12 protein-coding genes and 1 tRNA gene are annotated in these 14,120 nt (G+C 54.7%); 7 read left to right on the top strand and 6 right to left on the bottom strand.

From position 1 onward, the window contains the following. Positions 1-22: 22 nt before the first annotated feature. Both CTZ24_RS02265 and CTZ24_RS02260 read right to left on the bottom strand, forming a co-directional pair. On the bottom strand, positions 23-316 hold the full coding sequence (locus CTZ24_RS02265; protein WP_021184220.1) for a co-chaperone GroES: 294 nt from the start codon (positions 314-316) through the stop codon (positions 23-25). A gap of 196 nt (positions 317-512) precedes the next feature. Next, positions 513-965, bottom strand: a complete 453-nt coding sequence (locus CTZ24_RS02260) for an FxsA family protein (RefSeq protein WP_021184219.1) — start codon at positions 963-965, stop codon at positions 513-515. A gap of 385 nt (positions 966-1,350) precedes the next feature. On the opposite strand from CTZ24_RS02260, the gene aspA reads away from it, so the two are divergent. From aspA to CTZ24_RS02225, 7 genes are all read left to right on the top strand, one after another. After that, positions 1,351-2,787, top strand: coding sequence for an aspartate ammonia-lyase (gene aspA / locus CTZ24_RS02255; protein WP_021184217.1), 1,437 nt, complete (start codon positions 1,351-1,353; stop codon positions 2,785-2,787). Positions 2,788-2,890: 103 nt separating this feature from the next. Further along, a complete protein-coding gene (locus CTZ24_RS02250; protein WP_208724683.1) occupies positions 2,891-4,192 on the top strand; it encodes an anaerobic C4-dicarboxylate transporter in 1,302 nt (433 codons plus the stop codon). A 74-nt stretch (positions 4,193-4,266) separates the two neighbouring features. Continuing rightward, complete coding sequence (gene cutA / locus CTZ24_RS02245) at positions 4,267-4,590, top strand: divalent cation tolerance protein CutA (protein ID WP_021184215.1); 324 nt, start codon at positions 4,267-4,269, stop codon at positions 4,588-4,590. Continuing rightward, the gene (locus CTZ24_RS02240; RefSeq protein WP_208724682.1) at positions 4,566-6,266 is read left to right on the top strand and encodes a protein-disulfide reductase DsbD; all 1,701 of its coding nucleotides are present in this window, start codon (positions 4,566-4,568) and stop codon (positions 6,264-6,266) included. Before cutA ends, CTZ24_RS02240 begins: the two co-directional genes overlap by 25 nt. Before the next feature lie 65 nt (positions 6,267-6,331). Then, positions 6,332-6,910, top strand: coding sequence for a division control transcriptional repressor DicD (gene dicD, locus CTZ24_RS02235; RefSeq protein ID WP_021184213.1), 579 nt, complete (start codon positions 6,332-6,334; stop codon positions 6,908-6,910). Positions 6,911-7,018: 108 nt separating this feature from the next. Beyond that, positions 7,019-7,094 (top strand) — tRNA-Phe (locus CTZ24_RS02230). A gap of 377 nt (positions 7,095-7,471) precedes the next feature. Continuing rightward, positions 7,472-7,645 carry a YlcI/YnfO family protein gene (locus tag CTZ24_RS02225; protein ID WP_021184212.1) on the top strand — a complete coding sequence of 58 codons (174 nt, stop codon included), beginning with the start codon at positions 7,472-7,474 and terminating at the stop codon, positions 7,643-7,645. A 168-nt stretch (positions 7,646-7,813) separates the two neighbouring features. On the opposite strand, the gene cydC is transcribed toward CTZ24_RS02225, so the two are convergent. The 4 genes from cydC to CTZ24_RS02205 are packed head-to-tail and all read right to left on the bottom strand — an operon-like array spanning position 7,814 to position 13,727. Next, positions 7,814-9,457 (bottom strand): thiol reductant ABC exporter subunit CydC, encoded by a 1,644-nt coding sequence (cydC, locus tag CTZ24_RS02220; protein WP_208724681.1) that lies wholly within the window; start codon positions 9,455-9,457, stop codon positions 7,814-7,816. Then, complete coding sequence (gene cydD / locus CTZ24_RS02215) at positions 9,454-11,214, bottom strand: thiol reductant ABC exporter subunit CydD (RefSeq protein ID WP_208724680.1); 1,761 nt, start codon at positions 11,212-11,214, stop codon at positions 9,454-9,456. Before cydD ends, cydC begins: the two co-directional genes overlap by 4 nt. Positions 11,215-11,221: 7 nt before the next feature. Then, the gene (locus CTZ24_RS02210; protein ID WP_021184209.1) at positions 11,222-12,268 is read right to left on the bottom strand and encodes a cytochrome d ubiquinol oxidase subunit II; all 1,047 of its coding nucleotides are present in this window, start codon (positions 12,266-12,268) and stop codon (positions 11,222-11,224) included. A gap of 16 nt (positions 12,269-12,284) precedes the next feature. Beyond that, on the bottom strand, positions 12,285-13,727 hold the full coding sequence (locus CTZ24_RS02205; protein WP_021184208.1) for a cytochrome ubiquinol oxidase subunit I: 1,443 nt from the start codon (positions 13,725-13,727) through the stop codon (positions 12,285-12,287). Between the last annotated feature and the right edge of the window lie 393 nt (positions 13,728-14,120).

Here is a 14,120-nt window from a genome sequence, read left to right as displayed (position 1 = left end):
TTCAGTGAATTACGCGTAAAAATTACGCTTCGACAATCGCCAGAATGTCGTTTTCAGAGATGATCAGAACTTCTTCGTTGTCGATCTTCTCAGTTTTTGCGCCGTAACCTTCGTTGAAAATCACCACGTCGCCCACTTTAACGTCCAGTGGCAGGATGTTGCCGTTTTCCAGGATACGGCCTTTACCTACTGCAACCACTTCGCCGCGAGTAGATTTGCCTGCCGCAGAACCGGTCAGAACGATGCCGCCAGCTGATTTTGCTTCAACTTCTTTACGCTTGACGATCACGCGATCATGTAACGGACGAATTGACATGTGATAGCTCTCCTTTAGAAAGTCCAATCATTCAGTTTTAGGGGTTGAACGCCGGGCTTCATGGCTTCCGGCCTCGTGGAGGAAGAGATTAGGGCTAATAAGAAGGCTTTCAAGGGGGAAAACAGAAAAAATTTTCGTTTTTGTAACAGACGACGAAAAACCCAGCAAAAAGGCGGCTCACGCCGCCTTGAGAAAATCACTGGTCTTTGTCGTGACCGATACGATCGTTATTTTTGCGCTCGTATTCGCCATCAACGGTAAAGCCACTGTCTGGTCCTGCTCCCGGCCCACGCCAGACGCGCAGATGCGGCATCAGCTTCAGCGTCAGGTGCTTTTGCACCGGTGGCAGCAGCAACAACAGTCCGAGAAAATCGGTAAAAAAGCCGGGAAGCAGCAGCAAAAAACCGGAGATGATCAGCGAAACGCTTTTGATCATCTCTGCCGCCGGGCTTTCATTACGCGCCATTTTCTCCTGCATCAGCATGAAGTTTCTTACGCCCTGATTTTTCACCAGCGAGACACCAATACATGAGGTGAAAATCACCAGCAGCATGGTGAGCAGAACGCCCAGCACATGCGCGACCTTGATGAAAAGCGTGATTTCAATCCAGGCCAGAACAAAAAAAATCACAAACGGTAACCAGCGCACCGATATCTCCTGTGAGTTGTGGCTGCCTCGCTTCAGGCCAGACAGCAGAATGGGATGGTCAAAGGGACCGTAATGAAAGAGATGGTCATTCCGGGGAGTGATTTCAACCGATCCTGCCAAATTTTTCCGGCTGACTTAAAATTGTGAGAAACATCACATATCGTTATTAGCGTAGCGCCAGCAAAAGCCCGTAAAGTGATCTGTGCACAGGCTTTTCTGTAATGACAGAATATGATCGTGCTCGCCAGACCGAAGATGGATAAAATGTCGGCGCTGGTATTCCACGACAATATAATTGCATCACCTGCATGTGACTCGCCGTCCTCCTCTGATCGCCTCAGAGTGCGTCCGGCAGCCACTCAGCAGCCATAATAAGAAGGTAATCATGGCGAACAACATTCGTATCGAAGAAGACCTGTTAGGCATGCGTGAAGTTCCGGCCGACGCCTACTATGGTGTTCACACTCTGCGTGCGATTGAGAACTTCTATATTAGTAATAGCAAAATCAGCGACATACCTGAATTCGTTCGCGGTATGGTGATGGTGAAGAAAGCAGCCGCCCTGGCAAACAAAGAGCTGCAAACAATTCCCCGCAATATTGCTAACACCATTATTCAGGCCTGTGATGAGGTACTGAACAACGGTAAGTGCATGGATCAATTCCCGGTTGACGTCTATCAGGGCGGCGCGGGTACCTCGGTCAACATGAACACCAACGAAGTGCTGGCTAACATCGGTCTGGAGCTGATGGGTCACCACAAAGGTGAATATCAATACCTCAACCCGAACGACCATGTGAACAAGTGTCAGTCCACCAATGACGCGTATCCCACCGGCTTCCGTATCGCCGTTTATACCTCGATTCTCAAACTGATCGACGCCATCAACCAACTGGGTGAAGGCTTCCAGCGCAAAGCGGTGGAATTCGAGAACATCCTGAAGATGGGCCGCACCCAGTTGCAGGATGCGGTACCAATGACACTTGGTCAGGAATTCCACGCCTTCAACGTGTTGTTGAACGAGGAGACGCGTAGCATTCTGCGCACCGCAGAACTGCTGCTGGAAGTGAACCTCGGTGCGACCGCGATTGGTACGCGTCTCAACACGCCGGACGGCTACCAACATCTGGCGGTACAACGTCTGGCTGAAGTCAGCAACCTGCCGGTGGTCCCGGCGGAAGACCTGATTGAAGCCACTTCCGACTGCGGTGCCTACGTGATGGTGCATTCATCGCTGAAACGCCTGGCGGTGAAACTGTCGAAAATCTGTAACGACCTGCGCCTGCTCTCCTCAGGTCCACGCGCAGGTCTGAACGAGATCAACCTGCCGGAATTGCAGGCAGGTTCTTCCATCATGCCCGCCAAAGTTAACCCGGTGGTGCCGGAAGTGGTGAACCAGGTGTGCTTCAAGGTCATCGGCAACGACACTACGGTGACGATGGCCGCCGAAGCCGGGCAGTTGCAGCTCAACGTCATGGAGCCGGTAATCGGCCAGGCGCTGTTTGAATCCATCAGCATCCTGACTAACGCCTGCTACAACCTGCTGGAGAAATGCGTCAACGGCATCACCGCCAACAAAGCGGTGTGTGAAGCCTACGTGTTCAACTCGATCGGTATCGTCACCTATCTCAACCCGTACATTGGTCACCACAACGGTGACATCGTCGGTAAGATTTGTGCCGAAACCGGCAAGAGCGTACGTGAAGTGGTGTTGGAACGTGGCCTGCTGACCGAAGCCGAGCTGGACGACATCTTCTCCATTCAGAACCTGATGTTCCCGGCCTACAAAGCCAAACGCTACACCGACGAAAACGAACAATAATCCGTTCTGGATCACGTTGTCGCAAGCACGCCCGTAGAGAATGCGGGCGTGTTTTTTTTTGGCGACTACAACTAAGGAATGTCGCGTTTCAGGGAGTGAAAAGATGGTCGTGGTTGAATTAATGATCGTGTTGCTGGCGATCTGGTTGGGTGCCCGTCTGGGCGGCATCGGCATTGGTTTTGCCGGTGGGCTGGGTGTGCTGGTCCTGACGCTATTTTGCGGCATGAAACCCGGCGCGATTCCTTTTGATGTGATTGAAATCATCATGGCGGTGATCGCCGCCATTGCGGCCATGCAAGTGGCGGGCGGTATGGATTATCTCGTCAGTCTCGCTGAACGCCTGCTGCGCCGCCATCCACGTTACGTCACCTTCCTCGCCCCCCTGGTCACTTATGTGATGACATTGCTGGCCGGTACTGGCCATACCGCTTTTTCCACTCTGCCGGTGATCGCCGAGGTCGCCAAAGAACAAGGTGTGCGGCCTTCACGCCCGCTCTCCATCGCCGTGGTGGCGTCACAAATTGCCATCACCGCCTCACCGATCTCCGCTGCGGTGGTGTTTTTCGCCTCGCTGCTGGAACCACGCGGAGTCAGTTATCTGGCCCTGCTCGGCGTAGCGCTGCCCTCAACCATGCTGGCGATCTTCTGTGCCGCCATCGTCACCAATTTCCTCGGTAAGGAATTGAAAGACGACGACGTTTATCAGGCCCGGTTGGCAAAGGGTGAAGTGACGTTACGTGGCGCCCAGGTGTTTAATCTCAAGCCGGGAGCCAAACGCTCGGTGGCGCTGTTCCTGGTGGGTATTGCGGCGGTGGTGCTGTATGCCACCGCGATCAGCGATAGCGTGGGTTTGATAGCCAACCCGGTACTGCCGCGCAACGAGGCCATCGTGGTGTTTATGCTCACCATCGCGACGCTTATCTGCCTGACCTGCAAAATCGATACCGGTGAAATTCTCAGCGCCAGTACCTTCAAGTCCGGCATGAGCGCCTGTATCTGCGTCATGGGTGTGGCCTGGCTGGGAGATACCTTTGTTAAAGCGCACCTTGACACGATTCAGACGCTGGCCGGGGATATGCTGCAAAGCTACCCGTGGTTGCTGGCGCTGGTGCTGTTCTTTGCTGCCACCCTGCTCTATTCACAAGCCGCGACCACCAAAGCGCTAATGCCAGCGGCGCTGTTGCTGGGCGTATCACCCCATGCGGCAATTGCCTCATTCGCTGCGGTTTCCGCCCTGTTTGTACTGCCTACCTACCCGACGTTGTTGGCGGCGGTAGAGATGGACGACACTGGCTCAACACGCATCGGTAAGTATGTGTTTAATCATTCGTTTATTGTACCCGGCGTGCTGGCGATTGTACTGTCGGTGCTTTTTGGTTTCCTGCTGGGTGGCCTGATCCTGTAGCCTGGTTACAACCTGTAAACCCTGCGTTTATCTGGTCGTGTTATCATCACCCCTTTCGTCAGTGGAGCCTTCTGATGCACACCCATTCAGCAGTTATTGTGTTGTGCACTGCCCCGGACCAGACTTGTGCCGAGCAACTGGCCGCCAGTGCGCTGGCCGCGAAACTGGCCGCCTGCGTTACGCTACTGCCCGGTGCCACATCGTTTTATGTCTGGGAAGGAAAACTGGAGCAGTCCAGTGAAGTCCAGATGTTACTGAAAAGCGATACACAACATCAGCAGGCGCTAATGGATCTGCTTAAAGCGGCGCATCCTTATGATGTGCCGGAACTACTGGCGTTGCCGGTACAACATGGAGACAGTGAATACTTGTCATGGCTGCACGCATCTCTCGCCTGATCGGCCTCTGCCTGGCGCTGTTTATCAGCCTGTCGGCTCAGGCATCAATCTTTTCGCCCAATAACAACAGCCGCTTCGTACCGGTTGACCAGGCTTTCGGCTTCGATTTTAGCCAGCAAGGCAATCAATTAACGTTGAGCTGGAAAGTGAAATCCGGCTATTACCTTTATCGCCAGAAAATCCAGGTTATGCCGCAAAAAGCGCAAATAGCGCCGCTGGCATTGCCGCCAGGACAAGCGCACGAGGATGAGTTCTACGGGAAAAGTGAAATCTATCCGCAGGATTTACAACTGCCGGTCATCATCCATCAGGCCGATCAAGGGGCCACTCTGACGGTAACCTATCAGGGCTGTGCCGCTGCGGGCTTTTGTTATCCACCCGAAACCCGCTCCGTCCCACTTAACGCCGTCGCCGCTAATAACGCCGCGCCCGCGGTAAGCGCTCAACCGGACAACCGCAGCACCCCGCTGCCGTTCTCGCCGTTGTGGGCGTTGCTGATTGGCATTGGTGTTGCCTTTACCCCCTGTGTACTGCCGATGTATCCGCTGATCTCCAGCATTATCCTTGGCGGCCCGCGACGCTTTTCCCTCGGTCGTCTGTTCGCGCTGGCGATGGTCTACGTACAGGGTATGGCGCTGACCTACACCTTGCTTGGCGTGGTGGTTGCGGCTGCGGGGTTACGCTTTCAGGCGGCGTTGCAGCATCCCTATGTATTGATTGGCCTCTCGGTGCTGTTCATCGCACTGGCGCTGTCGATGTTTGGCCTGTTCACCCTGCAACTGCCCGCCAGTCTGCAAACACGTCTGACGCTGTGGAGTAACCGCCATCAGGGAGGATCGTTGCCAGGCGTATTTGCGATGGGTGCGCTGGCGGGTTTGATCTGCTCCCCCTGCACCACCGCGCCGCTCAGCGCGATCCTGTTGTATATCGCCCAGAGCGGCAATCTGCTGGCCGGTGCGGGTACCCTGTGGCTGTACGCTTTTGGTATGGGTTTGCCACTGATTGCCGTGACGCTGTTCGGCAACAAACTGCTGCCGAAAAGCGGCCCGTGGATGCATAGCGTCAAAGAAGGTTTTGGTTTTGTGATCCTCGCACTGCCGGTTTTCCTGTTGGAACGCGTAATAGGCGATCTTTGGGGCATGCGCCTGTGGAGCCTGCTCGGCGTGGCGTTCTTTGCCTGGGCGTTTCGCCTTAGCCTGGGGCTACAGGGCAAAGGACGTGTGGTACAGGTGGTGATGTTGGTGGCTGCGGTGGTGGCGGCGCGTCCATTGCAGGACTGGGCGTTTGGTGTCGATAACCCGGTGCAAACCGTCGCCCATCTGCCCTTCCAGCCGATTGCCAGCAGCCAGCAGCTCGATACGGCGCTGCAACAGGCACAGGGGCGCATGACTATGGTCGACCTGTATGCCGACTGGTGCGTCGCCTGCAAAGAGTTTGAGAAGTACACCTTCAGCGACGCACAGGTGCGCAGCGCCCTGAGCCAGGTGCAGCTGTTGCAGGCGAACGTCACCGCCAACAACGCTCAGGATAACGCCCTGTTGCAGCATTTACAGGTACTGGGCCTGCCGACCATTCTGTTCTTCGACGCGCAAGGTAAAGAGATTCCTGACTCGCGCGTGACCGGTTTCCTTAACGCCGACGAATTCCGCGCGCATTTGCACAATCTGCCGCGTTAAACGACACTGGAGCAAGACACACCCCGTCCGATTGCCGGACGGGCCGCATACCAGAGGAGAGTCACTTGCAACGTGAACAGATACTCGAGCATGCGTTGAATGTGCTTGAACAACGCGGCCTCGCCGCCACCACGTCCCTGCAACAACTGGCCGGAGACAGCGAACTGGCACCCCAACAGCTGGAACGCTTCTGGCCGGACCGCGATGCCCTGCTGTATGACGCCCTGCGCTATCACGGTCAGCAGATTGATAGCTGGCGGCGCCAGATTCAACTCAACGAACGTCTGAGCGGCGCAGAGAAGCTGCTGGCGCGCTATGAGGTACTGGCGGAACATGTCAGCAAAGGTCGCTTCCCCGGTTGTCTGTTTATCGCCGCCTGTAGCTTCTATCCGCAGCCGGATCAACCCGTCCATCAACTGGCAGAACAGCAAAAACGCGCCTCCTGGCAATTTACCCACGATATTCTGGTTAATCTTGAGCTGGATAACCCGACAATGGTGGCAGATCAGATGGAATTGATTCTGGAGGGTTGCCTGAGCAAGCTGCTGGTGAAGCGCAACGTGCAGGATGTTGCGATGGCGCGCCGTCTGGCCGAAGATGTGCTTAGCATCGCGCTGTGCCGTAAAAATGGAGCGCTCGCGTAGCCATTTTGGCGGTTCTGCATGAAAAGCAGGCAATCAATCACGTTTCCTGCGGTTTTTTCGCGAAAGCCGTTGACGACCGTGAGCCATTAGGGTTTAATGCGCCCCGTTGCCCGAATAGCTCAGTCGGTAGAGCAGGGGATTGAAAATCCCCGTGTCCCTGGTTCGATTCCGGGTTCGGGCACCAAAATTCAGAGAACCCAGCCAATGGCTGGGTTTTTGCTTTTTGGCTTCCGGTCGTTTTTACATTAACTAACGCTTTGTAAATGAAATGCCCTTCCTTTCAGTACCCATATTCTGAAAATTTTTATAGCATTATTATCGCTTCCGTAATATTCATGACTCAACATCTCGCTGGGAATAATCCCAATATCCGCGCATTGAAATAACTACGGAGTCACCCATTTTCTGGTAATCTGGTATTTCACATCAGGAAAATTATACGGTTCGGAAAAGTATCAAAGTTCACCTGCTGATCGCTTTTCTACAGAAACCGCCTGAGAGAAATATTATTCTACCTTTCAGCCACCTTCATAGATTTTGATAATTTTACAGGGGACAAATATGGACAAAATGACAAATTCCAAAACCCGTCGCAAACACATCCGTTTCTCTCATACGCTGCTCGACCAGATTGAAGAAAGCATGAACAGTGAAAACAGCCAGAACTTCTCGGCCTGGGTCGTGGATGCCTGTCGTCTTAAGGTGCGGGAGATTCAAAAGAATTTTAAAAGATAAAATTATTATTTAAATATCTCGGGTATTTCACCCACCATGCAACTGACAAAAGAAACAATAAGACATAACGTATTGGCGAGAGATAAAAGAACTTTTCTGCGATATTCGCATGGATAAAAAAAGGTCTGTTATGGAAAATAACTTTCTCATAACAGACCTTCTATTTTATTAACTTTCCAGCACCAGCCGACTGTCTGCCAGAATTAATGGCTGAATTTGGTGTGTCACCAATAACGTCGTTTTTCCTTTCACCAATTCTTTTAGCGCATTCAGCACCATGTCGGTATTGGTGGCATCTAATCCTTCTGTCGGTTCATCTAATAAGATGACGGGAGCATGCGACAGAAAAGCTCTGGCGATGGCGATCCTGCGTGCCTGACCACCGGAAAGCCGGGTACCGAGTTCCCCGACCAACGTATCCAACCCCGCAGGAAAAGCACGGACTTCCTCTGCCAGTGACGCCTGAGTGAGAGCCTGCCATAAGGCTGCATCATCCGCATCAGGGGATACCAGCCGCAGGTTGTCCCGGATGGAGGCATTAAACAGATACGTTTTTTGTCCAACCACCGAGATAATCTGTCGCAGTACCTCATCCGATAAGCTTTTTACTGCATGACCACCAATCAACACCTCGCCTTTTTCACAATCCCAAAAACCCTGTATCAGGTTAAGAATCGTGGTTTTACCTGCCCCACTGGGCCCCAGCAACGCCAGGCACTGACCTTGCGCAACCCGAAAGCTGAGTGAGTCCAGCACAACGGGTTGTTCTGGTGCATAACGCATGGTGACCGCGGAAAAGGTCAGATCGAAGGTTGCAGGCATTTCACTGCGCGTGGGCAAAACCACGGCCGGGGTAAGTTCCGCCATGGAAAAAATCCGCCGCGCCGCTTCGCGAGTGACGCCCAGCGCGGCAAATGCCGTGGGCAATGCCGCCACCGCTTCCGTGCTGGCAAGTACCGCAAATAACAACATGACGATGTCATTGCCGGCGATACCGCCGGCATGTCCCGCACCGACCAGCAGGATAAAGGCACAAAACATACCCAACTGGCCTGCCAGGGCCGACAATGCGCTACCTGACGCCCCGGTCCACGCCTGCTGACGCTGCGCGGCAATCAACTTTTGTGAAAGCAGGGACAAATGTCCGGCCTGTCGGGCAACAGCCCCCGCCACTTGTAACTCGCCAAGGCCGCGAATCAGATCGGTCGACGCAGCCTGAATCGCCGCACGTAATCCCGCGACCGCATGACCACTTGCCCGAGTGCGGGACGCTACCGCCAGCGGCACAATCACCCCCGCGAGCAACAACATCACGCCATCAATAACGGCGACACCCGGAGAGAACCAGAAAAGCACGCCCAGGATGGCGACCGATGAGATCAGCCCGGCAATCGCCGGAGCCAGAATTCTCAGGTAAAAATTGTCGAGGCTATCAATATCGGCTCTCAGACGCGCCAGCACATCACCGTCGCGGAAACCCTGTAAACGGGCGGGAGCCAACGGCTCAAGACGTTGATAAAACCAGACACGCAGCACTGACAGCAGCCGTAACGTTGCATCGTGCGTCACCAGGCGCTCAAGGTAGCGAGCGAAGGTACGCAACACCGCCAGGCCACGAATAGCGGCAGCCGGTGTGAAGAACTCCAGCGTCAGTGCCCCGACACCGGCCAGCGCCATCGACGCGATAAACCAACCCGACAGCGCCAGCAGCGTGACGTTAGACAGGATGACGACGACAGACAGACCGATACCGAGCGCCATCCGCCACCGCCAGGGGCGCGCCAGACTTAAGAGATGACGTAAGTCGTTCATGCGCTTGCTCCTTTCTGAAGCCGTTCAAGCTCGGCAAACACACCGCCATTTTGCAGCAGATCCTGGGGCTTGCCTGACTCGATCACCCTGCCCTGCGCCAGCACCAAAACCTTGTCGGCCATCGCCGCCACGTCGGTATCGTGAGTAATCACTAACCGAGCTGAATCGGGCAACGCCTCGGCCAACGCGCCCATCATCTGCCGCGCTGTGTGGCTGTCCAGCGCCGCCGTCGGCTCATCAAGGATGAGCACCGGTGGTGCGGTCAGCACAGCTCGCGCCATCGCCACGCGCTGGATTTGACCACCAGAAAGGCCCTGGCCGCCATCGCCAACCTGGGTGGCGTAGCTGGTGGGTAACGCGTCGATAAAGGGCGCAGCCTGAGCCAGTCGCGCAGCGGCATACAGTTCGTGGTTCCCGGCTTCGGGATGTGCGAGGCAAATGTTATCGGCTATTGAACCGGCAAACAGCGTGGGCCGCTGTGGCAGCCAGCCGATTTGCTTTTGCCACGCGGGTAAATCCAATCCGGAGAGATCCTGTCCATCAATCAGAATCCGCCCGTTTGCCGGGGTAATAAAGCGCAACAGCAGCCTGGCAAGGGTGGTTTTGCCTGCACCACTCGAGCCAACAATAGCCAGCGTTTCACCCCGGCGCAGCGTAAAGGAGATGTCCTCAATGCCGCCGCCTTCCTGATGCTGATAACTCACCCCTTCAACACGAATCTCCTGCGGCGCACCAACCGGTGTCACCGTGTTGGGTGCCGTTGCAGGCGGCTCGGTATTCAGGATAGCTAACAGCCCTTCGGTCGCGCCCAGGGCATCCATACGGGCGTGATAATGTGCCCCCAGATCGCGCAGAGGACGAAAGAACTCAGGGGCAAGCAGCAGCGCGAACAAACCTGGCAGGAAGGCCAGTTCACCGTAATACAGACGGAAGCCGACATAGACCGCCACCATCGCGGTACTAATGGTGGCGAAAAATTCCAGCACCAGCGAGGACAGAAACGCCACGCGCAGCACCTTCATCGTCGTCTGACGGTAGTTTTCGGAAATCACCGCAATGATCTGCGCCTGTCTGCGGGCCGCATTGGATTGGCGCAGGGTTGTCAGGCCAGAAATCACATCGAAGAAATGCGCACTCATCAGGCTGAGCTTATGCCACTGCCGGAGGTTCATTTTTTCGGCACCCTTGCCGACCAGGATCATAAATAACGGAACCAGGGGGGCCGTTATCAACATAATCAGCCCGGAAACCCAATCGGCGGGGAACAGCGCCACCAGGATCGCCAGAGGCACGATACCGATGATGATTTTTTGCGGAAGAAAGGCGGAGAAATAGGTTTCGATCGCTTCGACACCTTCACCCAGCGAACTGGCGATGCTGCCGGTGCGCTGTTGCTGGCTCCATGTTGGACCCAGTGCCGCGATACGTTCCAGTAACGTTCCCCGCAACGTCTGTCGAATGCGCGCGGCGCTCTCGAAAGCGAAGCCCTGGCGCAGCATGTCCAGACCTGCACGCAGGATCATCACGACAGGCAATAGCCAAAGTTCGGGGAACAGTTCGGTCAATCCTTTGCCGCCGATGACAACCCGGTCGATCAACCATGCCAGCAGCCAGCACTGGACAATCATCATGATGGCATTCAGCGTTGCCATGGTGACGGACAGGGAGAAAAGCGCGCCTGCCTGGCGACGCTGGCTGGAGAGCCAACGTTCCGCCAGGCGAGCGGCTGCGCCACTAAGGGGAGGACGAGCCGACATGATGCGTTTAGTGTCCGTAACCAACCAGTTTGGAGATGCGCCCCCGGAAGACCCAAATCTGGTACCAGTTATACATAATCATGACTGGTACAAACCCACCCATTGTCAGGGTGAAGGTGATCAGGGAAACCTGCGGGCTGGCACCGGCCCAGATGGTCCAGGTATTCGGTACGATCCACGGGAACATGGTAATCAACATACCAAAGCCCAGAATCAGCGCCGCACCGTTGAACCACATAATCGCCGCAAAATCTTTGTCTTTCAGGGTGTCACGACGCACCTGCTCAATGCAGAACAGCGCGATAAGACCAAACAGGCCCCAAATCCAGAAGTGCGGGCCAAACCACTTCGCACGCGCCCAGTCAAAAATCGCCGCGCTCCACACCCAGGTGATCACTACCGCAGCAATCGCTAACCAGAAAATGGTCGCAGTCCAGCGGGCAGCATCCTGACGGATAGGCTCTGACTTTTCAAAACGTGCACGCACAAACAGCACACCGGAGAAGGTCATGGCAACGCAGGAGGAAATGCCGGTCCAGATGGAGAAAGGCGAAATAAAGTTAAACGCCCCGCCCGCATAATGCGGCACGCCCTGCGCCGGGGTATCCAGCGCAAATCCCTGCAATACGGCACCGACACACATGCCGCCAAAGAAGGTCACGGTCAGACTGGCAACACCAAACACCCCGTCTGAGAAGCGCTGCCAGAACGGCGACGCCAGGTGACGGAACTCCAGCGCCACAGCACGAGACATAATGCCCCATAACACCAGCGCCATCGGCACCATCAGGTAGCTAAAAGCCGAACCGTAAACGAACGGGAAAGTACCAAACATGATCCCCCCGGCCACAATCAGCCAGGTTTCGTTGGCATCCCAGGTGCCGGCCATCGCCGCCATAATTGCGCCGCGTTCGTCATGATCTCTTACGAAGAGCGAGAAAATCCCCGCCCCAAGGTCTGCGCCATCCAGCGCAATGTATAACAACACGCTGACGCCAAAAGCCAGCCACCAGGCAATCGTCAGAAATTGCTGGGTATGAGTAAGCATATCCATGGGTTTCTTCTCCGCGTCAGACCGGTCTTACGTATTCAGGATGGTCAGCATGACCGCCTGGCGGCAGGTCGAGCTGGCCGATATGCTCATGGCCTTCACCCGGCAGCTTGCTGGTCAAATCAGGACCCTGACGAACAACTTTTGCCAGGAACCAGATCGTACCGGCAACCACCGCTGACTCGAAGATGGCAAAGCCAACCAGCCAGAAGATTGCCAGGCCAAGCGTCATCGCGCTCATACCGTCCTCAGTACGCATCAGTCCGTTAACAATCCACGGCTGACGACCAATTTCACGCGTCCACCAACCTGCGATTACCGCGATATAAGGCAGCACCACCATCACAACCGCGATAAACAGGAACAACGTATTACGTGGGGCCAGTTCCACCGTCATACGACGGCGCGCCATCAGCCAGATACCCCACAGGCTGACCAGCAGGATTGCACCACCCGCTCCGGCCATCGCGCGGAACGCATAGAAAGGCAGCACCACAGGCGGCTGTTCGTCTTTCGGGAAGCTGTTCAGGCCTTTCACCGGGCCATTCCAGGTTTTGGTTTCAATCAGGCTGAGTGCATGCGGGATAGAAATCGACCAGGCCAGCCCATTTCCTTCGGCATTCGGCCAACCGATGATATGCCAGGCGCTGTTGACGTTACCTGCTGCATCATAGGTGTCGTAGTGCCCTTCCATCGCTGCCAGTGCCGCAGGTTTGTTTTCGAGAGTATTCTCGCCCAGCACATCACCCATATAGATTTGTGCAGCAGAAACCACGGCCAGCAACACCAGCGCATATTTCAGCGGTCGCAGGAAAAGCTCCACATTGCGGCGTTTCAGTACGAACCAGGCACAGGTCGCGACCACGAAGCAGAGCGACAGCTCGAAGCTGGCCAGCAACATGTGAGGAAACGCGCTTTTGACATTCGGATTGAGGAGCGCGGCTACCCAATCGGTCACATGAAAGATGCCATTCTTGTATTCGACACCGGTTGGCGTCTGCATCCAGGAGTTAGCGACCAGAATCCACATCGCTGAAAGCGTTGAGGAGAGGGCGACGTTGAAAGTCGCGAAAAGATGCATCCCACGGCTGATCTTGCCCCAGCCAAAAATCATCAGTCCGATAAAACCGGCTTCATACATAAAGGCGGTGATGGTCTCATATCCCAACACCTGGCCAAAGAATGGCCCGGCAGCTTGAGAAAAGCGGCCATACAGGATACCAAAAGCCATTTCCATCGTAACACCCGTTGCCACACCGGCTCCGAAGTTGACGATGAACAGCTTTTCGAAAAAGCGACACAAGCGGTACCACTTTTCATCATTTTTTCTGACCCACATCAGTTCAGAAATGAACAGCAGCGCGGCCAGACCAATGGTCAGTGGTGGGTAAATGATATGTACTGATGAGATTAACGCGAAGTCGATTCGCGTAATCAGCGATGTGAGATCGTTACTTAACATGACTATCTTCTTTTCTATTAAGTGACCAGATTAGCCAGCGACAACCGAACGCTCTTCCCCTTACATGGCAGGTGAAGTGGTAAGAGTCAGAACGGGGAGTGTAGAAAAAGGTGTCGCACCATCGGATTAGTCTACACGCCAAAACATCCTGGTTAGCACATGTCCCTGCTAAACACATTAGAAACAGGATAATATCCGACAACATGTACATGGCATGTCGAGCCTGGCCAGTTGGCCATGCTTACAACCAGGCAATTGCCGACGAAGCTTAAAAATAAGCGCAACAATACTCGACGGTAAGAAAATTACCGTTAAGACCTGAAATTTGCTTATTTGAGATGATCCAGGTTTCGAGACGCTTATATTGTCAATAAAGCACAATATAGGAGCTGT

Origin of the sequence: Pantoea phytobeneficialis (assembly GCF_009728735.1) — a bacterium.
GTDB classification, from domain to species: domain Bacteria; phylum Pseudomonadota; class Gammaproteobacteria; order Enterobacterales; family Enterobacteriaceae; genus Pantoea; species Pantoea phytobeneficialis.
Note: the sequence above shows the minus strand (reverse complement) of the source record. Positions and strands in the feature narration are given on the sequence as shown.

Bases quoted from the DNA above. Each gene is read 5' to 3' on its own strand.
- CTZ24_RS02265 (WP_021184220.1), bottom strand. From the start codon at position 316: ATGTCAATTCGTCCGTTACATGATCGCGTGATCGTCAAGCGTAAAGAA.
- aspA (WP_021184217.1), top strand. From the start codon at position 1,351: ATGGCGAACAACATTCGTATCGAAGAAGACCTGTTAGGCATGCGTGAA.
- CTZ24_RS02250 (WP_208724683.1), top strand. From the start codon at position 2,891: ATGGTCGTGGTTGAATTAATGATCGTGTTGCTGGCGATCTGGTTGGGT.
- cutA (WP_021184215.1), top strand. From the start codon at position 4,267: ATGCACACCCATTCAGCAGTTATTGTGTTGTGCACTGCCCCGGACCAG.
- CTZ24_RS02240 (WP_208724682.1), top strand. From the start codon at position 4,566: ATGGCTGCACGCATCTCTCGCCTGATCGGCCTCTGCCTGGCGCTGTTT.
- CTZ24_RS02225 (WP_021184212.1), top strand. From the start codon at position 7,472: ATGGACAAAATGACAAATTCCAAAACCCGTCGCAAACACATCCGTTTC.
- cydC (WP_208724681.1), bottom strand. From the start codon at position 9,457: ATGAACGACTTACGTCATCTCTTAAGTCTGGCGCGCCCCTGGCGGTGG.
- cydD (WP_208724680.1), bottom strand. From the start codon at position 11,214: ATGTCGGCTCGTCCTCCCCTTAGTGGCGCAGCCGCTCGCCTGGCGGAA.
- CTZ24_RS02210 (WP_021184209.1), bottom strand. From the start codon at position 12,268: ATGGATATGCTTACTCATACCCAGCAATTTCTGACGATTGCCTGGTGG.
- CTZ24_RS02205 (WP_021184208.1), bottom strand. From the start codon at position 13,727: ATGTTAAGTAACGATCTCACATCGCTGATTACGCGAATCGACTTCGCG.